Genomic DNA, 21,152 nt, shown 5'->3' with positions numbered 1-21,152 from the left:
AACCTAACAGCCGCCCCACCACTCGGGGCGCTGGCGAGCGCGCAAGGCGAGGCGGGCGGCCTGCCAGCCGCCCATGCCGTGGGTGCCGGCCCCGGGAGGCGTCGCCGCCGAGCACAGGAACACCCCCGGCAGCGGCGTGCGCCACGGCGCGGGCGACCAGACCGGCCGCCGCGCGAACTGCACCAGGCTCGCCAGCCCGCCGCCGATGTCGCCGCCCACCAGGTTGGCGTCGAACGCCTCCAGCGCCGCCGGCCCCATCGCGTGCCGGGCCAGCACCCGGTCGCGGAAGCCGGGGGCGTACCGCTCGATCTGCGCCTCGATCGCGGCCGTCATGTCCACCGGCGACCCGTGGGGCACGTGGCAGTAGGCCCACAGCGTGTGCCCGCCGCGCGTGGGGTCGGCCGCGTACGGCTGGACGAGCAGCACGTACGGGCGCGGCGAGTGACGTCCGCGCGCCATCTCCGCCTCGCTGAGCGCGATCTCCTCCAGCGTGCCGCCCAGGTGGACGGTGCCGGCCGCGGCGACGGCCGGGTCGCGCCACGGCACCGGCCCGTCGAGCGCCCAGTCCATCTTGAACACCGCCGGCCCGTAGCGGTAGCGCCGCAGCCGCCGCCGGTAGGCCGGGGGGAGGTCGGCCATCGCCAGGAACTGCCGGGGCGTCACGTCCAGCACGACGACCCCGGCGCCGAACTCCGCGAGCTCTCCCAGGCGGCGCACCCGGTGCCCGGTGACCGCCTCCCCGCCCAGCTCGCGCAGCCGCCCCACCAGCGCGTCGGCCAGCACCTGGGACCCGCCCCTGACCAGCGGCCAGCCCACCAGGTGCGCCAGCGTGCCGAGCATGAGGCCGTACGCGCCGCTGAGCGGGGCGCGCAGGTCCAGCATCGAGTGCGCGGCGAGCCCCGCGAACGCCGCCCGCGCCTCGGGGGTGCGGAACACCCGCCGGGCGAACGTCGTGGCCGGCGCCAGGCCCGCCAGCCCGAACGCCGCCGCGGACGCGAACGCCCGGGGGCTCCCGCTCCACGGCCCGAGCGGTTTCAGCAGCAGGTCGGTGAGGGGCAGCCCGGCGCGGGCCGCCGCCCCCACGCATGCCCGCCACGCCGCGCCGTCGGCGCCCAGCCCCTCGGCGGTGCGGCGGGCGTCGCGGTGGATCAGCACCGCCGGCCGGTCGTCCAGGGGGTGGGCGGCGGCCACGGGCGGGTGCGCGAACTCCACCAGGCGCTCCACGCCCAGCTCCCGGAACGCGGGCGAGGCCAGGGCCAGCGCCATGACCGTCGCCCCCACGTCGTGGACGCGGCCCGGCAGCGTCAGCTCCTCCGAGCGCAGCCCGCCGCCGAACCGCTCGGCGGCCTCCAGCAGCACCACCTCGCGGCCGGCCGCGGCCAGCGCGACGGCCGCGACGAGCCCGTTCGGGCCCGACCCGACGACCACCGCCCGGCCGCTCACCGCGAGCCGCTCACCGGGGGACGCGCGCCGGCCCGCGACGTCATTTGAGGATCGTGGGCAGGGGCTGCGCGCCGCGCGCCTTGAGCAGGTCGGTCATGAGCTTGATCTCGCCCGACTGACCCTTGACGATCTTGTCGGCCATGTCGGCGACCTCCTCGCGGTCGGACAGCCGCAGCAGCCCCTCGGCCATCTGCACGCCGCCCTCGTGGTGGCGGATCATGAGCTGGAGGAACAGCACCTCGGCCTGCTCGCCCTTGAGCGTCTTGAGCCTGGCCAGCTCCTCGGGGGTCGCCATGCCCGGCATCACGCCCGGCTTCGCGGCGGTGCCGCCGCCGTGGCCGTGACCGTTCATCCAGGCCATGGGCCGCAGGTCGGTGGCCTGGCTCAGCCCCCACTGCTGGAGCCAGCCGATGAACATGCCGCGCTGGTTGGACTGGGTGGTGATGATGTCGTAGGCCAGGTTGCGGATCTCCCGCGACTGGCTCTCGTCCCTGATGGTGAAGGCCATGTCGACGGCCTGCGCGTGGTGGGCGGCCATGTCGCGGGCGAACCCGGCCTCGGGGGAGGCGTCGGCGGGCGTGCCGCCCCGGCCGAGGAGGAGGAAGAGCGCCGCCGCGGCGACGATCAGGACGGCGAGGCCGGCGAGCAGCGTGCCGCGCGCGGACCTGGCGGGCCTCGCCGGGGACGCGGGCGCCTCCGGGAGCTCGGGCCCTGCTGGGGTTTCGGGGTTGTCCATGGCGTGTCCAGCGTACCCACCCGGGGCACCGGAACCTCGCCTTCGCCGGTGCTGGACGGCATGGAGAGCCCTTATTCTCCCCATACGATTTCAGGGCATAGGGTGACCCGAGTTGGCACGCCGATGGAGGACGGATGAAGGAGAAGGCGCAGGCGCGGCGCGAGCATCTGCAGAAGATGCGCGCCGAGCAGAAGCGCAAGGAGCGGCGCGCGGCGTTCCTCATGTGGGGCGCGGGTGGCCTCGTCGTCGTGCTGCTGGTCGGCGTGGTGGGTTTCTACCTGGTCAAGCAGACCCGCGAGACCTCGCTCGACGCGGTCTCCAACTACTCCTACGAGGCGGGCCAGCACGTGTGGACCGCGGTGTCGTACAAGGAGACCCCGCCCGTCGGCGGCCAGCACAACAACTACTGGCAGGCGTGCGACGTCTACTCCAAGCCCATCCACAACGAGCACGCCGTCCACTCGATGGAGCACGGCGCCGTGTGGATCACCTACCGGCCGGACCTGCCCAAGCAGCAGGTGGACGCGCTGCGCAACGTGGCCACCAGCACCGGCCAGCAGGACTTCATGCTGATGAGCCCGTACCCCAACCTGCCCTCGCCGATCGTGGTCTCCTCCTGGGGGCACCAGCTCAAGCTCGACAAGCCGGACGATCCGAAGCTGACGGCCTTCATCAAGAAGTTCCAGAACGGCAAGGACACCCCCGAGCCGGGCGCCATCTGCGGCGGCCCTGACGCGATCACCACGACCGCCGACCAGGCGCCGCTGCCGCCGGAGCCGAAGGGCGACCAGCAGCAGCCGATGGAGACCCTGGCCCCGACGGCCAGCCCCGCCCAGAGCAAGTAGCGCTCACGTCGCCGTGAGCGGGCCGCCGCGCCATGTCGGCAGCGGCCGCTCGCCCACGGCGACCTCGTAGGCGGCCCGCGCCAGCAGCCGGGTCGAGTCCAGCGTCGGCAGCGGCGCGACGTCCGGGGTCACGAGCAGCGGGATCTCCGTGCACACCAGCGCCACGGCGTCGCAGCCGCGCGCGGCCAGCCGCTCGATGACGCGGACGTACTCCCGCCGGGAGGCGTCCGTGAAGACGCCGTTGACCAGTTCCTCGAAGATGACCCGGTTCACCGTCTCCCGGTCGGCGGGCTCGGGGACCTCGGCGGCGATGCCCCGCGCGGCCAGCGCCCGCGGGTAGACGGGCCCGTCCATGGTGTAGCGCGTGCCGAGCACGCCGACGCGCCGCCGTCCCTCGGCCGCCGCCCGGTCCGCGACCACCTCGGCGATGTGCAGGCCGGGCAGCGCCAGGTCGGCGCCCGGGTGTTCGAGGGCGAGGTGCGCGGTGTTGTCCGGGCAGGCGAAGAAGGCGGCTCCCGCCCGCTCCAGCCGGTCCACGCTCACGGCCAGGGTGCGCCGCACGGCCGCGTGGTCGCCGGAGTCCCAGGCCGGCATGCTGCGGCCCAGGGCGATGTAGTCGAGCGTCACGTCGGGGTGCTCATTGCGGCCGGTGCGGCGGAAGCCCTCCTGGCAGTAGTCCAGGAAGCAGAGCGCCGCGCCCTCCGTGCTGTGCGCGAGGATGCCGAGGTGGGGCATGGGATTTCCCTTCCGGTGTTCGGTGTACCGAACGGCTGTATCGTCAGGGTGGACCAGCACAGCAGTGTTCGTCAAACCGAACGACTGTCCAGGATGGTGAACGCCTTGGGAACCAGCCCCGCCGGCGAGCCCGGTCTCATCGCGGTGATCGCCGCCTCCCTGCGCCGCGAGCGCGAGCGCGCCGGCATGTCCCTGAGCGAGCTGGCCAAGCGGGCCGGCGTCGCCAAGTCCACCCTGTCGCAGATCGAGTCGGGCGCGGGCAACCCCGGCGTCGAGACGCTCTGGGCGCTGGCCACCGCGCTCGGCGTGCCGTTCAGCCGGCTCGTCGACCCGCCGCGGCCCGCCACGCGCGTCCTGCGGGCGGGGGAGGGGCCGGCCGCCCACTCGGAGGTCGCCGGCTACACGGCCGCCCTGCTGGCCTCGTGCCCGCCGAACGCCCGCCGCGACCTGTACCGGGTCACGGCCCGGCCCGGCGAGCCCCGCCTGTCCGCGCCGCACGCGCCGGGCACGGTCGAGCACGTCGTCCTCGCCTCCGGCCGGGCACTGGCCGGCCCGGCGGAGGAGCCGGTCGAGCTGCGGCCGGGCGACTACGTGAGCTATCCCGGCGACGTGCCGCACATCTTCGACGCCCTCGCCCCCGGCACCAGCGCGGTCTTCGTCATGGAGCACGTCTGACGGCCGCGCCTCCGCCCGGACGCCAGGCCGCGCCTCCGCCCGGACGCCAGGCCGCGCCTTCGCCCGGACGCGAGGCCGCACCCCTGCCTGGTCGCTAGGCCGCGCGGCCCAGGACGTCCTCGGGAGCCGTCCACTCCAGGCCGTGCGCCTCGGCCACCGGGCGGCTCACCAGGTGCCCCTCGTGGGTGCTCAGGCCGCGCCCCAGCACCGGGTCCAGGTGCATGGCGCGCCGCCAGCCCAGATCGGCGATCGCCAGCGCGTACGGCAGCGTGACGTTCGTCAGCGCGTACGTCGAGGTGTGCGGCACGGCCCCGGGCATGTTGGCCACGCAGTAGAACACCGAGTCGTGGACCTGGTAGGTCGGCTCGGCGTGCGTGGTCGGCCGGGAGTCCTCGAAGCAGCCGCCCTGGTCGATGGAGACGTCCACCAGCACCGAGCCGGGCTTCATGCGGCTGACCAGGTCGTTGGTCACCAGCTTGGGCGCCCGCGCGCCCGGCACCAGCACGGCGCCGATGACCAGGTCCGCCTCCAGGACCGCGCGCTCGATCTCCAGCGTGTTGGAGGCGATCGTCTGGCAGTGGCCCTGGTAGATGAGGTCCGCCTGGCGCAGCTTGTCGATGTTGCGGTCGAGCAGCACGACCTCGGCCTGCATGCCGAGGGCGATGGCCGCCGCGTTCATGCCGGACACCCCCGCGCCGATGACCACGACGTTCGCCGCGCGCACGCCGGAGACACCGCCCATGAGCACGCCGCGCCCGCCGCCGGAGCGCATCAGGTGATAGGCGCCCACCTGCGGCGCGAGCCGGCCCGCCACCTCCGACATGGGCGCGAGCAGCGGCAGCGCGCCGTTGTCGGCCTGCACGGTCTCGTACGCGACCCCGGTGACCCCGGAGTCGAGCATCGCCGTGGTGCAGGGGCGGGAGGCCGCCAGGTGCAGGTACGTGAACAGGACCTGCCCCTTGCGCATCCGGTGATACTCCTCGGCCACCGGCTCCTTCACCTTCAGCACCAGGTCGCCCTCGGCCCACACCTCGTCCGCCGTGTCCAGGATCACGGCCCCCGCCGACTCGAAGTAGACGTCCGGGATGGACGAGCCGACGCCCGCATCCTTCTCGACGAAGACCTGGTGCCCGTTGCGCACCAGTTCGTGGACGCCCGCCGGAGTGAGCGCGACGCGGTACTCGTTGTCCTTGACCTCGCGGGGAACGCCGACCTTCATGACTCGCCCTCGTTTCGTCAGCCGGACGGAATCGCCGCCATCTCCTCCTTATTCCTCGAAAACCCGTCTTATCCCAGGACAAGTCACGGAATCTCCGTCTGATTACCTGGGTGCCGCTCCTCCTCGCTAAGCTCACCGGCAGCCCGTACGCCAGGGATGGGGTCGCCAAGGATGGACAAGCCGGAGGAACCGCCACCAGCGGTCCCGGAGGAGCCGCAGGCCAGCCGGCTCACCACCATCGTGTTGATCGTCTCGCTCGTCCTCGTCGTGGTGATCGCGGGCGTGCTCGGCACCGTGGCCGTCCTCATGACGCGCAGTCCCGACGCGCCGCTGCTCGGCGGCGCGCCGCCCCAGCGGCTGCCCACGCCCATCCACTTCGCCCCCATCCGCGAGCAGAAGCCCGCGCCGTGCCCCGGCGCCGAGGCCGCCCTCGACGACCGGCAGACCACCTGCTACCTGCTGGAGGACGGCGTCACGGTCGAGGCCGTCCAGCGGATCGAGCCCGTGCGCGAGAAGGACGGCACCTACTCCGTGCGCGTGGCGATCGCGCCGAAGTACAAGGACAAGGTCGTCGAGCTCATCGACGAGATGGCCGCCACCGAGCGGCAGATCGCCGTCGTGCTGGTGCCCCGCACCGTGATCGCCGCGCCCGTCGTCACGCAGACCATGAACGGCGACAGCCTGAGCATCGCGGGCTACACGCGGCAGGAGGCCGAGGCCCTGGTCGCCCGCCTGCTCGGCAGCCCGCCCGCGACCGGCCAGCCCGGCACCGGCCAGCCCGGCACGGATCAGCCGGGAGCGGGCCAGCCGTCGCCCGGCGCCACGAACCCGGGCGCCACGAACCCCGGCGCCACCGACCCGGGAGCCACCGACCCCGGCGCCACGAACCCGGGCACCCAGAGCACTCCGGGGACCGGCGTCACCGACCCGTCCGCGACGAGCCCGGCCACCGGCCCCGCCGTCACCCCCGGCGGCACGAACACCACGACCGGCGGCCGGCGCACCCCCGACCGCAAGTTCGCCAGCTGCAAGGAGGCCGTGGCCGCCGGCTTCGGCCCCTACACAAGGGGCCTGCACGAGGAGTACGCCTGGTACACCGACGTGGACGGCAACGGCGTGGCCTGCAACAGCGCCGACCTCCGCTAGGTGGCCCACCCCTCCAGGGCGTCGATCGCGTAGTACGCCAGGAAGATCACCGACACCACCCACAGCAGCCACGGGATCTGCGCGAACTTCCCCCGCGCCGCCTTGATGAGCGTGTACGAGACCACGCCCGCGCCCACCCCGTTCGTGATCGAGTACGTGAACGGCATCATCGCGATCGTCAGGAACGCCGGGATGGCCAGCTCCAGGTCCTCCCACGGCACGTTCCGGCTCTGCGTCATCATCAGCGCACCGACCAGCACCAGCGCCGGGGCCGCCGCCGCGGCGGGCACCACTCCCGCGAGCGGCGTGAACAGCAGCGTGAGCCCCATCAGGCCACCGGTCACGACGGCGGCCAGACCGGTCCGCGCGCCGTCGCCCACGCCGGCCGCCGACTCGACGAACACCGTGTTGGCCGACGAACTGGTAGCACCGCCGATCACGCCGGCGACCCCGTCGACCGTGAGGATCCGCCCCAGCCTCGGCACGCGGCCCTGCTCGTCCACCAGCCCCGCCTCGTCGGCGACCCCGATGATCGTGCCCATCGCGTCGAAGAACCCGGACAGCACCAGCGTGAACAGGACCACGGAGGCCGTCAGCACCCCCGCCCGGGCGAACCCGCCGAACACGTCGACCCGGCCCACCAGCCCGAAGTCGGGCGGCGCGATCAGCCGCTCGGGCACCCGCGGCTGCACCACGCCCCACGAGCGGGGGTCCACGCGGGCCGTCGCGTCCACGATGACCGCAAGGACCGCGGTGACGACGATGCTGATGAGGATCGCCCCGGGCAGCCGCCGGACGTACAGGACGATCATCAGCAGCAGACCCAGGGAGAACAGCGTGACCGGCCAGCCCGTCAGGTGGCCGGTCGCCCCGAGCTGCACCGGCGTCCCCGACCCGCGGGTCACGAACCCCGCGTCGACCAGCCCGATCAGCGCGATGAACATGCCGATCCCCACGCTGATCGCGTGCTTGAGCGCGAGCGGGATGGCGTTCATGATGACCGTGCGCAGGCCCGTGACGGCCAGCACGATGATGACCACGCCTTCGAGCACGACCAGCCCCATGGCCTGCGCCCACGTCATGGACGGGGCGGCCTGGTAGGCCACGACCGCGTTCAGCCCGAGACCGGCCGCCAGCCCGAACGGCGCGTTGCCCACGAACGCCATGAGCAGGGTGCTCACCGCCGCCGCCAGCGCGGTGGCGGTGGTGAGCTGGGCGATCGTGAGCCGCGCGCCGGTCACGTCATGGGCGCCGGCCAGGATGATGGGGTTGAGCAGGACGATGTAGGCCATCGCCATGAAGGTCGTGATCCCGCCGCGCACCTCGCGCGCGACGGTCGTCTGCCGCGCCTTCAGCTCGAAGACCCTGTCGAGCACGGACATCCCCCCTCGCGGTCAGGGGGACTGCCGATGCCCTACCCGGCGAGAGAGGCGATCATGCCTGCTCCCGGTGGCCGCCGCCCGCGGCGATCACGCCTTCTCGTGACGGCCGCCGCCCACCAGGGCGACGAACTCCTCCAGCCCGATCCGGCCGTCGCCGTCGCTGTCGGCCGCCGCGATGAACGCCTCGACCTCCTCGTCCGTGACGCCCTGGCCGCCCAGCGCCTGGTTGACCTGCCGGATCTCGGCCGCCGTCAGCAGGCCGTCGCCGTCGGCGTCGAACCGCTCGAACTCCGCCTTGGCCGCTTCGCGCGCGTCAGCCATCGGTATACCTCCCCGTCGCGGGCCCGGACGGCACCGCGAGTGACCGCCGCTGGTCCGGGCCCTTCAGCGGACCGCGTCATCGGACCGGTCCCAGAACAAGGCGATATCTTCGGGTCTGATGGGAACACGCGTCAACTCGCGTCCCGTCGCCGCCCGCACCGCCGCCGCGACGGCGGGCGTGGACGACAGCGTCGGCGGCTCGCCCGCGCCACGCAGCCCGTACGGCGCCGCCGGGTCCGGGTTCTCCAGGATCCGCAGCCGCATGGGCGGCATGTCGAGGATCGTGGGGATCAGGTAGTCGGTGAACGACGGGTTCAGCACCCGGCCGTCACGCACCTGGATCTCCTCCATCAGCGCCAGCCCCAGGCCCTGCGCCGAGCCGCCGTGGATCTGCCCCTCCAGCGCCGCGGGGTTGAGGATCCGGCCGACGTCCTGCACGGCCGCCAGCTCCACCACCTTGACCAGGCCCAGCTCCACGTCCACGTCCACCACGGCCCGGTGGACGCACAGCGCGAGCTGCGTGTGCGAGTCGCCCTGCCCGGTCTCCGGGTGCATCGGGTACGTCGGGCGGTGCCGGTACTCGCGCGTCTCCTCGATCGGCCCGAACTTCTCCAGCGCCTCCCGCGCCGGGAGTCCCTCGAAGCGGGCCCGGACGGCCTCGCAGGCGGCCTTGACCGCGCCGCCGGTCACGTACGACTGCCGCGAGGCCGACGACGACCCGGCCGAGCCCACGGTGGTGTCGGCCGTCGCCACGGTCACCTGCTCGACGCCCAGCTCGGTGCGCGCGATCTGCGCCTGGATCGTTACCAGGCCCTGGCCGACCTCGGCCGCCGCGGTGTGCACGGTCACGTGCGGCTCGCCGCCGACCAGCTCGGCCCGCACCCGGGCCGTCGAGTAGTCGTCGAAGCCCTCGGAGAAGCAGATGTTCTTGATGCCGACGCCGTAGCCGACGCCCCGCCGTACCGACTCGCCGTGGGTGGTCTGGGACACTCCGCCCGGCAGCGCCCGCAGGTCGGCGCCGGAACGCTCCACGGGCATCGGCATCGCTTCGAGCTCGCGCAGCATCGCGGCCAGCGGGGCCGGCGAGTCGATCACCTGCCCGGTGATGAGCGACGACCCCTGGGAGACCGCGTTGCGCACGCGGATCTCCACCGGCGACAGCCCGCACGCCTCGGCCAGCCGGTCCATCTGCGACTCGTACGCGTAGCACGCCTGCACGGCGCCGAACCCGCGCATCGCCCCGCACGGCGGGTTGTTGGTGTAGACGCCGGTCGCGTCCACCCGCACGTTGGGCACCTCGTACGGCCCGACCCCCAGCGAGGCGGCGTTGCCCACGACGGCGGGGGAGGAGGAGCAGTAGGCGCCGCCGTCGAGCAGGATGTCGGCCTTGACGTAGACGAGCCGGCCGTCGCGGGTGGCGCCGTGCTCGTAGCGCATGCGGGCCGGGTGCCGGTGGACGTGGCCGAAGAACGACTCCTCCCGCCCGTACACGATCTTGACGGGCCGGTCCAGCCGCAGCGCCAGCATGCAGGCGTGGACCTGCATGGACAGGTCCTCGCGGGCCCCGAACGCGCCGCCCACGCCCGACAGCGTCAGCCGCACCTTCTCCGGCGGCAGCCCGAGGCAGGGCGCGAGCTGGTCGCGGTCCACGTGCAGCCACTGCGTGGCGACGTACAGGTCGACGCCGCCGTCCTCGGCCGGCACCGCCAGCCCCGACTCCGGGCCGAGGAACGCCTGGTCCTGCATGCCCACCTCGTACTCGCCGGTGACGACGACCTCCGCCTCGAAGGTGTCGCCCACCCGCACCGGCTGGTGGCGCACCACGTCCCGCGACTCGCGCGGGTCCGTCACCGCCGGCCGCACCTCGTAGTCCACGACGATCGCCGCCGCGGCCCGCCGCGCCGTCTCCGGGTGGTCGGCGGCCACCAGCGCCACCGGCTCGCCCTGGTAGCGCACCTGGTCGACGGCCAGCACCGGCTGGTCCTTGACGTCGAGGCCGTAGAACTTCTCGCCGGGCACGTCCTCGTGGGTGAGCACGGCGAGCACCCCCGGCATCGCCAGGGCGGGACCGAGGTCGATCGAGCGGATCCACGCCGACGGGTGCGGGCTGCGCAGCGTCACGCCCCACACCATGCCGTCGAGCCACAGGTCGGAGGCGTAGGCGAACTCGCCCGTCACCTTGAGCGTCGCGTCGGGGCGCGGGGCGCTCGCGCCGACCCCCCACACCGGGGCGCGGGTGCCGGTCCTGGTCTCGGTCATCCTTCGAGTAGAGCACCGCCGCCGCGCCCCTCCAATGCGCGGCGAGTGAAATCCGGGTCCGCACTCGACCTGCGGACTTGTATATTCCTCCAAGTGCGCATCAGTGAGCTGCTGGCGGTGGGGAGGCTGCGGCTCGGGCTGCTCACGGGCGACCCGGACACCGAGTTCCGCGGCGTCCACATCACCGACCTGCCCGACCCCGGGCGCTACCTGTCGGGCGGCGAGCTGGTGCTGACCGGGCTCATGTGGCGGCACGGGCCCGCCGACTCGGCGCCCTTCGTCGCGGCGCTCGCGCGGGCCGGGGTGGCGGCGCTCGGCGCCGGCCTGGCCCGGCTCGGCCACGTCCCCGGCGACCTGGTGGAGGCCTGCGCGCAGGCGGGCCTGCCGCTGCTGGAGGTGCCCACGGAGGTGTCGTTCGGCGCGCTCGCCGAGCTGGCGGCGCCCGGCCCGGCCGGCGAGGCCCGCGACGCGCTCGGCCGCCACCGCAGGCTGGTGGCCGCCGTCGCCGAGGGCGCCGGGCTGACCGAGCTGTTCGCGCTCACCGCCGCCGAGCTGGGCGTCACCGGCGCCGTCGTCTCCGCCTGCGGCCAGGTGGTCGCCGGGCACGCGGACGACCCGGTCGGGATCGCCCGCGCCTACCTCACCGCGCCGGCCCTGCCCTGCCGCTCCGGCGCCCACACGCTGTTCGCTGTGGGCCCGGGCGGCACCGGGCACGGCCGGCGGGCGGCGGGCTGGGTCCTGGCCTGCGACGGCGACTTGATGGACCGCACCGACCTGGGCCACGAGCTGGCCGCCTGCGTCACGCTCGAACGCAACCGGATGGAGGAGGGCCGCCGGGTCGAGCGGCGGCTGGCCGAGCAGCTCGTCACGGCCGCCCTCACCGAGCCGGACCCGGCCGTGGTCGCGGCCCGGCTGCGCACCTGCGGCATCGGCGACGGCGAGCCGTACGCGGTGGTGAGCGCCACCCTGCCCCGGCGGACCCCGGACGGGAACGCCCCGGAGCGCGGCCCCGGCCCCGCGACGCTCGGCGGGCGGGCGCTGGAGGAGCTGCTCGGCCGCGAGGTCGTCGCCGCGGTGGGCGCCGGCCCCGCGCCCGAGGCGACGCGCCCGCACCGCGCGGCGGCGATGACGGGGCCCGAGCACGCGGCAGGGATGACGAGGCCGGAGCACGCGGCGGGGGTGACGAGGCCGGAGCGCGCGTCAGGGGTGGCGGGGCCGGAGCGCGCGTCAGGGGTGGCGGGGCTGGACGGCGCGGTCGCGGTGGTGCCGCTGGGCGGCGCGAGCGCCGGCGAGCTGGCAGAGCGGCTGCGGCGCGGGGCGGAGGTGCTGGCCGCGCTGCCCGACGGGCGGCTGCGCGCCGGGCTCAGCGGCGAGCTGACCGGGGCAGCGGCGCTGCAGGGCGGCATCGAGGAGGCCGGTCACGCCAGGCGGCTGGCGGAGGCCCGCTCGGGCGGCGTCGTGACCAGCGACGAGATCTACACGCATGCGCTGCTGCTGGCCACGGTCCCCGGGGACGTGCGGCGCTCGTTCGCCGCCCGGCTGCTGGGGCCGCTCGTCGACTACGACCGCCGGCACCAGTCGGAGCTGGTGCGGACGCTGGCCACGTTCCTCGACTGCGCCGGCTCGTGGAACGCCTGCGGGGAGCGGCTGCACGTGCACGTCAACACCGTGCGCTACCGCATCGGGCGGGTGGAGGAGCTCACCGGCCGCGACCTGTCGTCGATGGCCGACCGGGTCGACCTCTTCCTGGCTCTGCGTGCGGGCTGAGCCAGGAAGGCCGGTGAGCGAGCCCTGTGTCCGGCGGGACGCCGGACACAGGATCAACAGCCGGAGCCGCCGAGGGTCAGCAGCAGATGGGGGTCCCGAAGTTCGCCGAGACCGCGCTCGAATCCGATGGAGACGAAACGGCCGCATCGGCCGTAGCATTGCCTCCGACCACTACAAAAGCCGTGACCAAAGCGGAAAGTACGGACAGGGCAATGCGCGCGCGCATGGGGGTTCTCCCTCGCCTCTAGGTTGTTCGGACGTCATCATCTCAGGGAGCGATAGCAGTGACCACATCTGACCTGGTCGGACTTCGCATCAAGACGGTGAGGCGGCAGCGTGGCCTGTCTCAGGCGCAGCTGGCCCATCCGGAGTTGTCGGATAGCTACGTCTCCTTGATCGAGAGTGGCAAGCGTACCCCGACCCCGGCCGTGCTCGAACTGCTGGCCCAGAAGCTGGACTGCTCGCTCTCCTATCTGCTCAACGGCGTGACCGCCGAGCAGATGGAGGACATCGAACTCTCCCTCGGCTACGCGCGGCTCGCTCTCGAGAACGGCGAAGTGATCGAGGCCCGCACCAGGTTCGCCGAGCTCATGGCGAACCACAACCTGGCCGGCCTGACGTCGCTGCGTCTGGACGCCGAGTACGGGCTGGCGCTGGCCCTGGAGGCGTGCGGGGAGCTGGCCGAGGCGATCGCCGTGCTGCGCCGCCTGCAGACCGAGGAGCTCGACGCCGAGCGGCGGATCAGCATAGCCATCGCCCTGTGCCGCTGCTACCGGCTGAGCGACCGCCTCAGCGAGGCGATCAAGGTGGGCGAGGCGATCCTCGGCGTCTCGCCGCGTCCCACCTGGACCGACGGGCTGGTCGAGCTGGGCGCGACCCTGCTCGGCGCCTACCTCTACAGCGGCGACCTGCTGCGCGCCCGCCAGTTCTCCGCGGAGCTGCTCAACGCCGCCGACATGCTGGGCTCGCCCAGGGCGATCGTCGCGGCGTGCTGGAACGCCGCCGTCGTGGCACAGAACACCGGCCACGGCGAGGAGGGCCTGGCCTTCCTCGAACGGGCCCTGGCGATCCAGTCGGAGAACGGACAGCCGCGCAACCTCGCCCGGGCCCGAGTGGCCTACGCCGTCGAGAAGCTGCGCCTCCACCCCGAAGCCGTCGACGAGGTGCGCGCCATGCTGGCACGGGCCGAGGAGGAGCTGACGCAGACCTCGGCGAGCACGCTCGACCGCGCCAACGCCCAGACCGAGCTGGCCCGCACCGAGATCGTGGCGGGCAACTTCGAGCTGGCCGTCCAGCACGGCCGCGCCGGGGTCGAGCTGATGCCGAAGACCGCCCGGGCGCAGGAGGCGGAGACCCACCTGCTGCTCAGCCGCGCGTACGGCGGCCTGGGCCTGCTGCCCGAGGCGCAGGAGGAGCTGCGCGCCGTCAGCGACTGGCTCCTGCCGCTTCCCGACTCGCGCCAGGTCGCCGGCATGTGGTACGCCGCCGCCGAGAGCATGGAGCAGCTCGGCGACACCGAGGGAAGCGTCGCGGCCTACCACCGCGCCCTCGCCTGCGCGGGTCTGTGACCGAAGTAGGGACCGGGCGGCGGCGTCGGTAGCCTGGGGTTGCCATGAAAAGAACCCCGATCGCGGCAATCACCGCGTTCCTCGCCGCCCTGTTCCTGATCGGCGCAGCCGCCGGGCCCGCGCTGGCGCACGACTCGCTCAAGAGCAGCGATCCGGCCAAGGGCTCCACGGTCAAGACCGTCGAGAAGGTGAAGCTGGAGTTCACCGCCAGGGTGCGCATGCCGTTCGTGATCGTCCGGGGGACCGACGGCGTCCAGCACCAGGCCGGCTCCGCCGAGACCGACGGGCCGGTGGTGCGCCAGGCGCTCAAGGAGACCCTGCCCGACGGCGAGTACACGATCGCCTACCGCGTCGTCTCCTCCGACGGCCACCCGATCGAGGGCGAGATCCCCTTCACCGTCAAGGGCGCCCCCAAGCCCGAGACGCGGAGCCCCGCCACCGAGACGCCCGCCGCGCAGACCTCCGAGACGGCCGCCGCCCAGCCGGCCGCCACGCAGTCGCAGGCGCCCGCCGCCCCGGCCTCCTCCGCCCCCGCGGCGGCCGCCACCCAGCAGGCCGGCGCCTCCTCGGCCGGCTTCCCCGTCTGGCTGGTGGTCGTCGTCGGCGCGCTGGTGGGCATCGGCGTCGGCTTCCTCATCAGCATGCGCAAGAAGCGGCCGTGACCAGGGCCGCGCGTCTCGCGCTCGCGGCGGCGGCAGCGGCGGTCGCCGCCCTGGTGATCGCCATGATCGCCGGAGGCGCGGCCTTCCCGCGGATCATCGCCGGCCTTCCCGACGCCGGGGCGGTCACCCGCTGGGGGCTGCCGCTGGCCAAGCTGGCGATGGACGTCGCCGGCGTGCTCACCGTGGGCCTGCTCCTCGCGGGCGCCGCGCTGCTGCCCAACGACAAGGGCCTGCTCGGCGCGAGCGCCACCGGCTACGTCCGGGCCGCCTCCTGGGCCGCCCTCGCATGGGCCGGCAGCGCGTTCCTCCGCCTCGTCTTCGAGGTGTCCGACACGTGGGGGCAGCCCGTCCTGCAGGCCGTCACCAGCGGCAACTACCTCAGCTCCTACGCCACCCAGACCAGCCAGGGCATCGCGCTGACCCTGGTCATCCTGTTCTCGATGGCGATAGCGCTGTTCTCCCGCGGGGCCGTCACGGCCGGCGCGGCGGCGGGACTGCTGGTCTTCGCGCTGGTCACCATGTTGCCGCCGGCGCTCACCGGGCACGCCTCCTCCTCGCCCAACCACGACCTGGCCACCTCCGCCCTGTCGCTGCACCTGCTGGCGCTGGCCCTGTGGGTGGGCGGCCTCGTCGTGCTGGCCGTCCACGCCGTCCGCAGCCGGCCGCGGCTCGACGTCGCCGCCGCCCGCTTCTCGCGGATGGCGCTGTGGTGCTACGTCGGCGTCGGCGTGTCCGGGGTGTTCAGCGTCGTGGCCCGGCTCTCCGCCGTGTCCGACCTGTGGACGTCGTCGTACGGCGTGCTCGTGGTGGCCAAGGTGGTCGCGTTCGTGCTGCTGGGCTACGTCGGCTGGTGGCACCGGCAGCGCACGCTCGACGCGCTCGCCGCGGACCGCCCGCGCGCCTTCACCCGGCTCGCGGCCGGCGAGGCGCTGCTCATGGCCGCCACCGTCGGCCTGGCCGTCGGCCTGTCGCGCACCCGCCCGCCCGAGGTCAGCCTGCCCGCCGACCGGGCCTTCGAGCTGCTCGGCTACCCGGTGCCGCCGCCGATCTCGATGGCCAACCTGGCGACGCTGTGGTGGCTGGACCTGTTCTTCGCCCTCGTGGCCGCGCTCCTGGCCGGCCTGTACGCCGCCGGCGTCGTCAGGCTGCTGCGGCGGGGCGACGCCTGGCCGTGGGGCCGCACCGCCGCCTGGTTCCTGGGCGTGGCGATCCTCGTCATCGCCACGCAGAGCGGCCTGGCCCGCTACGCCAAGGTCATGTTCGACGTGCACATGATCGAGCACATGACCCTGTCCATGATCGTGCCGATCTTCCTGGTGCTCGGCGCGCCGGTCACGCTCGCCCTGCGCGCGCTCAAGCCGGCCGTCCGGCGCGGCGACCGGGGGCCGCGCGAGTGGCTGACCACGATCCTGCACAGCCGCTTCGTGCGGGTCGTCAGCCACCCGGGCATCGCCACCGCCCTGTTCATCGCCTCGACCTACGCGCTGTACTTCACGCCGCTGTTCGCCTCGGCCATGGAGGAGCACCTCGGGCACATCTGGATGACCCTGCACTTCCTGATCACCGGGTCGCTGTTCTTCTGGGTCATCATCGGCGTCGACCCGGCCCCGCACCGGCTGCCGTACGTGGGCCGGCTGCTGATGCTGTTCGTCACGATGCCGTTCCACGCGTTCTTCGGCGTCGCGATGATGATGACCGGCGCGGTCATCGCGTCCGACTGGTACGAGCAGCTCGGCCGCACCTGGGGCGGGCCGCTCATCGACGAGCAGCGCGACGGCGGCGCGATCGCGTGGGGCTTCGGCGAGATCCCGACGCTCATCGTGCTGCTGGCCATCGCCATGCAGTGGTACCGGGACGAGGACCGCAAGGGGCGCCGCGCCGACCGGCGGGCCGACCGCGGCGGCGGCGACCCCGAGCTCGACGCCTACAACGCCTACCTGGCACGGCTCAACAAGACGGGCAAGGCCGACCAGGCCGACTGACCTCGGGCGGGTGCGCGTAGCCGGACCGGCAGGGCAATCTATCCTCAAGCCGTACGTCTCCCACCCGCCAGGTAGCCTTGCCCTACGGGGAGGTGGGCATCACCTTCCCGCAGGGGTGCGCGGGGCCTTGAGGGGGGCCGCGGTCACCCGGTGCGCGACGCCGGTGTGGGGTCCGGCCAGGAGTCCGGGATGCCCCGGGAAGGCGAGCAGAGGTGGAAGATACGCGCATGCGTGGGGGGCGGAGCCTCGCCGAGACGCTTGAGAGCCGGCTGGCGCAGTGGTCCGAGCGCACCGGTGTCCGCGTGGAGGTCTGGGCCCTTCCCGCCACCGACGTGCCCGCCCCGGTCGGCCAGGCGGTCCTGGAGGCGATGGACGAGGCGCTGGCCAACGTCGAGCGGCACAGCGGCGCCCAGGTCGTCTCGGTGGCCGTCACCGCGGGCCGCGACGGGCTGCGCATGACGGTCAGCGACCACGGCCGCGGCTTCCCGCCGGAGAAGGCGGGGCGCGGCATCGCCCGGATGCGGGCCGCCGTCGCCGAGGTCGGCGGCACCCTGTCGGTCAGCAGCGTGAAGGGCGAGGGCACCACCGTCACCGCGGCGGTGCCCAGGCGCCGCTGACCCCGGACGCCGCTGACCGGCCGGCGGCTACGGGGCGGTGAGGATCTCGCTGCCCGTCTCGGTCACCACGATCGTGTGCTCGAACTGGGCCGTGCGCTTGCGGTCCTTGGTCACCGCGGTCCAGCCGTCGGGCCAGATGTCGTACTCGATCGTGCCCAGCGTCAGCATCGGCTCGATGGTGAACGTCATGCCGGGCACCAGCTCCACGCGCAGCGACGGGTCGTCGTAGTGGGGCACCATCAGCCCGGAGTGGAACGTCGTGCCGATGCCGTGACCGGTGAAGTCGCGGACCACGCCGTAGCCGAACCGCTTGGCGTACGCCTCGATGACCCGGCCCACCACGTTGAGCTGCCGGCCGGGAGCGACCGCCTTGATGGCGCGCATCATCGCCTCGCGGGTGCGCTCCACCAGCAGCCGCGACTCCTCGTCCACCTCGCCCACCAGGTAGGTGGCGTCGGTGTCGCCGTGGACGCCGCCGATGTAGGCGGTGATGTCGACGTTGACGATGTCGCCCTCGCGCAGGACGGTGTCGTCGGGGATGCCGTGGCAGATGACCTCGTTGATCGAGGTGCACAGCGACTTGGGGTAGCCCTTGTAGCCGAGCGTGCTCGGGTAGGCGCCGTGGTCGAGCAGGAACTCGTGGCCGATCCGGTCGAGCTCGTCGGTGGTGACGCCCGGCCGGACGTTCCTGCCGACCTCTTCGAGCGCCTGCGCGGCGATCCGGCCCGCCACCCGCATCCGCTCGATGGTCTCCGGGGTCTTGACGTCGGCCTCGCCGGTCTTCGGGCGCTTCTTTCCGACGTACTCCGGCCGCTCGATGTGCGCGGGGACCTTTCGCATGGGCGAAACTCGCCCGGGCTGGAGCAGTGTCGTCATGAAAGACGAGTCTACGGGGCAGAATAGGCCCCGTGAGCGATGGCCAGTGGTGGTTCTGTCTCAAGCACATGCGGGTCGAGCCCGAGCAGGGCTGCCCCAACAAGGACCGGTTGGGTCCGTACGCGACCGAGCAGGAGGCCGCCGGCGCCCTGCAGCGCGCGGCGGAGCGCAACAAGGCGTGGGACGAGGCCGACGCCGACGAGGACTGATCGGCGGACGAGCCCGTGCGGCGGTCGTCCTCTGGTCGGCCGGTGAGACCGATCAGAGGACGACGGCGTAGGCCCGTACGGGGAAGGTGCCCAAGCCCGCCACCATCGGCGGCGCGGCGTGGAACCGGAAGCCCTCGTCGGGCAGCGCCTCCAGCCCCGTGAGGTGCTCGACCAGCGGGATCCCGGCCGCCAGCAGCACCGTGTGCGCCGGGCGCTCGCCGCGCGGCGGGGTGTCGTCGATGTTGAGCGAGTCGATGCCGACCAGCGCCGCGCCCTGTTCGGCGAGCCGCCGCGCCGACTCGGGCGCGAGGTAGGGATGCCCGTGGACGTAGGCGTCCGTGCCGAAGTGCCGGTCCCAGCCGGTGTGCACGAGCACGGCCTTGCCGCGCACGTCCAGGCCCGGGTCCAGGCTGATCGCGCGGGCCTTCGCGCCGGTGGCCCGGACCACGATCCCGGGCAGGTCGGCCAGGCTGCTGAGCGGCACCGCCGACAGGTCCGGCCCGCCGGCGTAGCGGTGGTGGGGCGTGTCCAGGTAGGTGCCGGTGTTGGCGGCCAGCGTGATCGTCCCCATGTGGAACTCGGTGCCCGGCGCGTACAGGTCGCGCGAATCCTCCCGGCTGAGGTGGGTGCCGAGGACCGGGACGGGCACGCCCGGGTAGGTGACCATGCCCTCGACGATGCGGTGGCTCAGCTCGACGATCACGTGGACACTCCGATCCGTACCAGCCTGACCAGCGCGACCGCGCCGATCACGGCCCACACGAGGTTGAGGCCGGCCGAGGGCCACGCGTCGTTGCGCGCGCTGTTGGCCATGAGGGCGAGGGAGCCGGCGAGGTTGACGACCTGGTAGGCGGCGCCCCCCGCGGGCAGCCGACCGGCGGAGACGAGGCCGTAGCCGAGCAGGAGCAGGCCGGCGCCCAGCCAGCCCGCCACCTCGAAGAGCAGGTCCATGCCCCCCATTGTCGGAATTACTAGTCATAAAGTGCAATTAAAGGTTGCTACAGCCGCAAGTAAGCTCTCCTGTATGGACATCGACCCCCGGCGCCTCCGTGTCCTGCACGAGGTGGCCCGCCGCGGCGGGGTCATGCGCGCCGCCGAGGCCCTGTACCTGACGCCCTCCGCGGTCTCCCAGCAGCTCGCCCAGCTCGAACGCGAGGTGGGCCTGGCCCTCATCGACCGCTCCCAGCGGCGCGTCTCCCTCACCCCGGCGGGCCGGGTGCTCGCGGGGTACGCCGAGCGCGTCGAGGAGGAGCTGGCCGAGGCCCGCCGGGAGCTCACCCGCTTCACCGAGCGGCTGGCGGGGCCCGTGCGCATCGCCGCGTTCCCCACCGTGATCAAGCACATGCTGGTGCCCGCCCTGCGCGACCTGGCGGCCCGCCATCCCCGCATCACGCCGATCATCCACGAGGTGTACGGCCAGCCCGCCCTCCAGGAGCTGCGGCTGGGGGCCGTGGACGTGCTGATCACCGAGCAGGACATGAGCCTGCCCGTGCTGTCGCAGCCGTCGCTGGCCACCCGCGCCCTCTACGTCGACGAGTACCGCATCGTCGTGCCGCCCGACTGGCCCAACCCGCCGCGCTCCATGGCGGACCTGGCCGACGTGCCCTGGGTGGCGGGCGAGCCCGACCAGGCGTGCGGCCAGGCGCTGGACCGGCTGGCCGGGCTGCACGGCTTCGAGCCGCGCAAGGTCCACGTCATCACGGAGTTCGGCCCGGCGCTCGCGCTGGTCGCGGCCGGGCACGGGGTGGCGATCGTGCCCACGCTGGCGCTGCTCGACGTGCCGGAGGGCGAGGTGCGGGTGAGCGAGCTGCGGGACGTGGGCGCGCGCCGGCTCGACGCGGTGACCCGGGTCAGCCGTACCCGGTCGGGGGAGCCGGACCCCGTGCAGGCGGTCGTGATCGGCGCGATCGAGGACGCCACGGCCGCCCTCGAAGGCAGCCTGAAGGGCCACCTCCAGCCCGCCTGAGGCCGCCGTGCTCCGTGCTCCAGCCGGCCTGAGGCCGCCGTGCTCCGTGCTCCGGCCCGCCTTAGCCGCCGTGCTCCGGGCCCCGGCTTCGTCCCGCGACGCCGGGGGCGTCAGTCGGTGACCTGCGGGCCGGTGACCTTCTCCAGCAGGCGGGCCAGCCGCTCGCGCAGCCCCACGTTGCGGGGGATCTCGCCCGCGGCGGCGCTCACCAGGTGCTGGGCGCCGTCGAACGAGACCGGCCCGCCCCGCGGCACGGCGATCGCGTCGTGCGCGAGCCCCGCCACCTCGGGGTGCGCGCCCTCCAGGGCGAGGATGGTCGCCCCGACGCGGCGGGCGTCGTCCACCCGCTCCAGCAGCGGCACCGGGGCCTGCCCCTCGGCCACCACGAACAGCGTCTCGCCCCGGCCCGCCCGGCGCACGCGGTCGAGGCCGACCCGCAGGTGCGCGGGCGCCCCGGGCGGCGGCGACCAGCGGACGAGGGTGGGGGCGAGCTGCGCCAGGCCCGACAGCCGCGCCTCGTCGGCGAGGTGGGCGGTCAGATGCCACGGCTCCTCCTCGGGCGTGCCCACGAGGAGCAGCCCGCCGGGGGAGCGGGTCGCCCGCAGCGCGAGCCCGAACTCGCGGGTGCGCTCGACCCATCCGGTCTCGGCGAGGATCTCGCGGAGGAAGTCCACCGAACCAGAGTCCATCGCCCCATAGTGCATGACCGCCGCCGCTTCGTCGGCCTGTTTCGCCGCCATGCCC

At 73.8% G+C, this 21,152-nt stretch carries 21 protein-coding genes; 10 read left to right on the top strand and 11 right to left on the bottom strand.

The features are described from left to right. Positions 1-3: 3 nt before the first annotated feature. Both HT134_RS08345 and HT134_RS08340 read right to left on the bottom strand, forming a co-directional pair. Positions 4-1,443, bottom strand: coding sequence for a phytoene desaturase family protein (locus HT134_RS08345; protein ID WP_175599569.1), 1,440 nt, complete (start codon positions 1,441-1,443; stop codon positions 4-6). A 40-nt stretch (positions 1,444-1,483) separates the two neighbouring features. Next, entirely contained in the window at positions 1,484-2,179 is a 696-nt protein-coding gene (locus HT134_RS08340) for a DUF305 domain-containing protein (protein WP_175599568.1), read from the bottom strand. 134 nt (positions 2,180-2,313) lie between these two features. On the opposite strand from HT134_RS08340, the gene HT134_RS08335 reads away from it, so the two are divergent. Continuing rightward, the gene (locus HT134_RS08335; protein ID WP_175599567.1) at positions 2,314-3,024 is read left to right on the top strand and encodes a thioredoxin-like domain-containing protein; all 711 of its coding nucleotides are present in this window, start codon (positions 2,314-2,316) and stop codon (positions 3,022-3,024) included. A gap of 3 nt (positions 3,025-3,027) precedes the next feature. Here HT134_RS08335 and HT134_RS08330 read toward each other — a convergent pair whose 3' ends face one another. Next, positions 3,028-3,759, bottom strand: a complete 732-nt coding sequence (locus HT134_RS08330; protein ID WP_175599566.1) for an aspartate/glutamate racemase family protein — start codon at positions 3,757-3,759, stop codon at positions 3,028-3,030. A 105-nt stretch (positions 3,760-3,864) separates the two neighbouring features. On the opposite strand from HT134_RS08330, the gene HT134_RS08325 reads away from it, so the two are divergent. Beyond that, positions 3,865-4,434, top strand: coding sequence for a helix-turn-helix domain-containing protein (locus HT134_RS08325; RefSeq protein WP_246363584.1), 570 nt, complete (start codon positions 3,865-3,867; stop codon positions 4,432-4,434). 94 nt (positions 4,435-4,528) lie between these two features. Here the strand turns inward: HT134_RS08325 and ald are convergent, their stop codons facing one another. Continuing rightward, positions 4,529-5,653, bottom strand: a complete 1,125-nt coding sequence (ald, locus tag HT134_RS08320; RefSeq protein WP_175599564.1) for an alanine dehydrogenase — start codon at positions 5,651-5,653, stop codon at positions 4,529-4,531. 171 nt (positions 5,654-5,824) lie between these two features. Between ald and HT134_RS08315 the strand changes: the two genes are divergently transcribed. After that, complete coding sequence (locus tag HT134_RS08315; RefSeq protein WP_175599563.1) at positions 5,825-6,799, top strand: excalibur calcium-binding domain-containing protein; 975 nt, start codon at positions 5,825-5,827, stop codon at positions 6,797-6,799. On the opposite strand, the gene HT134_RS08310 is transcribed toward HT134_RS08315, so the two are convergent. The 3 genes from HT134_RS08310 to HT134_RS08300 all read right to left on the bottom strand — a co-directional run bounded on the left by HT134_RS08310 (position 6,796) and on the right by HT134_RS08300 (position 10,761). Next, the gene (locus HT134_RS08310) at positions 6,796-8,181 is read right to left on the bottom strand and encodes an NCS2 family permease (RefSeq protein WP_175599562.1); all 1,386 of its coding nucleotides are present in this window, start codon (positions 8,179-8,181) and stop codon (positions 6,796-6,798) included. The genes HT134_RS08315 and HT134_RS08310 overlap by 4 nt on opposite strands. An 87-nt stretch (positions 8,182-8,268) precedes the next feature. After that, positions 8,269-8,502: an EF-hand domain-containing protein gene (locus HT134_RS08305; RefSeq protein WP_175588969.1), complete on the bottom strand. Its 234-nt coding sequence runs from the start codon at positions 8,500-8,502 to the stop codon at positions 8,269-8,271. Positions 8,503-8,565: 63 nt separating this feature from the next. Continuing rightward, positions 8,566-10,761, bottom strand: a complete 2,196-nt coding sequence (locus HT134_RS08300; RefSeq protein WP_175599561.1) for a xanthine dehydrogenase family protein molybdopterin-binding subunit — start codon at positions 10,759-10,761, stop codon at positions 8,566-8,568. Positions 10,762-10,854: 93 nt separating this feature from the next. On the opposite strand from HT134_RS08300, the gene HT134_RS08295 reads away from it, so the two are divergent. The 5 genes from HT134_RS08295 to HT134_RS08275 all read left to right on the top strand — a co-directional run bounded on the left by HT134_RS08295 (position 10,855) and on the right by HT134_RS08275 (position 17,357). Beyond that, on the top strand, positions 10,855-12,528 hold the full coding sequence (locus tag HT134_RS08295; RefSeq protein ID WP_175599560.1) for a helix-turn-helix domain-containing protein: 1,674 nt from the start codon (positions 10,855-10,857) through the stop codon (positions 12,526-12,528). Between the two features lie 284 nt (positions 12,529-12,812). Then, positions 12,813-14,096 carry a helix-turn-helix domain-containing protein gene (locus HT134_RS08290; RefSeq protein ID WP_175599559.1) on the top strand — a complete coding sequence of 428 codons (1,284 nt, stop codon included), beginning with the start codon at positions 12,813-12,815 and terminating at the stop codon, positions 14,094-14,096. A gap of 44 nt (positions 14,097-14,140) precedes the next feature. After that, entirely contained in the window at positions 14,141-14,758 is a 618-nt protein-coding gene (locus HT134_RS08285) for a copper resistance CopC family protein (protein ID WP_175599558.1), read from the top strand. Next, positions 14,755-16,740: a bifunctional copper resistance protein CopD/cytochrome c oxidase assembly protein gene (locus HT134_RS08280; RefSeq protein ID WP_175599557.1), complete on the top strand. Its 1,986-nt coding sequence runs from the start codon at positions 14,755-14,757 to the stop codon at positions 16,738-16,740. The genes HT134_RS08285 and HT134_RS08280 overlap by 4 nt, the downstream gene beginning before the upstream one ends. Before the next feature lie 227 nt (positions 16,741-16,967). Then, positions 16,968-17,357, top strand: coding sequence for a sensor histidine kinase (locus tag HT134_RS08275; protein ID WP_175599556.1), 390 nt, complete (start codon positions 16,968-16,970; stop codon positions 17,355-17,357). 27 nt (positions 17,358-17,384) lie between these two features. Here HT134_RS08275 and map read toward each other — a convergent pair whose 3' ends face one another. Continuing rightward, positions 17,385-18,233, bottom strand: coding sequence for a type I methionyl aminopeptidase (gene map, locus HT134_RS08270; RefSeq protein WP_175599555.1), 849 nt, complete (start codon positions 18,231-18,233; stop codon positions 17,385-17,387). Positions 18,234-18,265: 32 nt separating this feature from the next. Here map and HT134_RS08265 point away from each other — a divergent pair, with 32 nt between their 5' ends. Further along, the gene (locus HT134_RS08265; protein WP_175599554.1) at positions 18,266-18,442 is read left to right on the top strand and encodes a hypothetical protein; all 177 of its coding nucleotides are present in this window, start codon (positions 18,266-18,268) and stop codon (positions 18,440-18,442) included. 52 nt (positions 18,443-18,494) lie between these two features. On the opposite strand, the gene HT134_RS08260 is transcribed toward HT134_RS08265, so the two are convergent. Both HT134_RS08260 and HT134_RS08255 read right to left on the bottom strand, forming a co-directional pair. Continuing rightward, positions 18,495-19,145: a cyclase family protein gene (locus tag HT134_RS08260; protein WP_175599553.1), complete on the bottom strand. Its 651-nt coding sequence runs from the start codon at positions 19,143-19,145 to the stop codon at positions 18,495-18,497. Continuing rightward, entirely contained in the window at positions 19,142-19,393 is a 252-nt protein-coding gene (locus HT134_RS08255; RefSeq protein WP_175599552.1) for a CBU_0592 family membrane protein, read from the bottom strand. Before HT134_RS08255 ends, HT134_RS08260 begins: the two co-directional genes overlap by 4 nt. A 73-nt stretch (positions 19,394-19,466) precedes the next feature. Here HT134_RS08255 and HT134_RS08250 point away from each other — a divergent pair, with 73 nt between their 5' ends. Beyond that, positions 19,467-20,408 (top strand): LysR family transcriptional regulator, encoded by a 942-nt coding sequence (locus tag HT134_RS08250; RefSeq protein ID WP_175588958.1) that lies wholly within the window; start codon positions 19,467-19,469, stop codon positions 20,406-20,408. 110 nt (positions 20,409-20,518) lie between these two features. On the opposite strand, the gene HT134_RS08245 is transcribed toward HT134_RS08250, so the two are convergent. Further along, positions 20,519-21,097: a hypothetical protein gene (locus tag HT134_RS08245; protein ID WP_175599551.1), complete on the bottom strand. Its 579-nt coding sequence runs from the start codon at positions 21,095-21,097 to the stop codon at positions 20,519-20,521. Positions 21,098-21,152 lie beyond the last annotated feature (55 nt).

Source organism: Nonomuraea rhodomycinica, assembly GCF_013363995.1.
GTDB lineage: Bacteria > Actinomycetota > Actinomycetes > Streptosporangiales > Streptosporangiaceae > Nonomuraea > Nonomuraea rhodomycinica.
Note: the sequence above shows the minus strand (reverse complement) of the source record. Positions and strands in the feature narration are given on the sequence as shown.

What these genes read in the sequence shown, in the direction of transcription:
- HT134_RS08335 (WP_175599567.1), top strand. Translation starts at nt 2,314, where the DNA reads ATGAAGGAGAAGGCGCAGGCGCGGCGCGAGCATCTGCAGAAGATGCGC.
- HT134_RS08340 (WP_175599568.1), bottom strand. Translation starts at nt 2,179, where the DNA reads ATGGACAACCCCGAAACCCCAGCAGGGCCCGAGCTCCCGGAGGCGCCC.
- HT134_RS08285 (WP_175599558.1), top strand. Translation starts at nt 14,141, where the DNA reads ATGAAAAGAACCCCGATCGCGGCAATCACCGCGTTCCTCGCCGCCCTG.
- HT134_RS08255 (WP_175599552.1), bottom strand. Translation starts at nt 19,393, where the DNA reads ATGGACCTGCTCTTCGAGGTGGCGGGCTGGCTGGGCGCCGGCCTGCTC.
- HT134_RS08245 (WP_175599551.1), bottom strand. Translation starts at nt 21,097, where the DNA reads ATGGACTCTGGTTCGGTGGACTTCCTCCGCGAGATCCTCGCCGAGACC.
- HT134_RS08300 (WP_175599561.1), bottom strand. Translation starts at nt 10,761, where the DNA reads ATGACCGAGACCAGGACCGGCACCCGCGCCCCGGTGTGGGGGGTCGGC.
- HT134_RS08305 (WP_175588969.1), bottom strand. Translation starts at nt 8,502, where the DNA reads ATGGCTGACGCGCGCGAAGCGGCCAAGGCGGAGTTCGAGCGGTTCGAC.
- HT134_RS08275 (WP_175599556.1), top strand. Translation starts at nt 16,968, where the DNA reads ATGCGTGGGGGGCGGAGCCTCGCCGAGACGCTTGAGAGCCGGCTGGCG.
- HT134_RS08310 (WP_175599562.1), bottom strand. Translation starts at nt 8,181, where the DNA reads ATGTCCGTGCTCGACAGGGTCTTCGAGCTGAAGGCGCGGCAGACGACC.
- ald (WP_175599564.1), bottom strand. Translation starts at nt 5,653, where the DNA reads ATGAAGGTCGGCGTTCCCCGCGAGGTCAAGGACAACGAGTACCGCGTC.
- HT134_RS08315 (WP_175599563.1), top strand. Translation starts at nt 5,825, where the DNA reads ATGGACAAGCCGGAGGAACCGCCACCAGCGGTCCCGGAGGAGCCGCAG.
- HT134_RS08330 (WP_175599566.1), bottom strand. Translation starts at nt 3,759, where the DNA reads ATGCCCCACCTCGGCATCCTCGCGCACAGCACGGAGGGCGCGGCGCTC.
- HT134_RS08250 (WP_175588958.1), top strand. Translation starts at nt 19,467, where the DNA reads ATGGACATCGACCCCCGGCGCCTCCGTGTCCTGCACGAGGTGGCCCGC.
- map (WP_175599555.1), bottom strand. Translation starts at nt 18,233, where the DNA reads ATGACGACACTGCTCCAGCCCGGGCGAGTTTCGCCCATGCGAAAGGTC.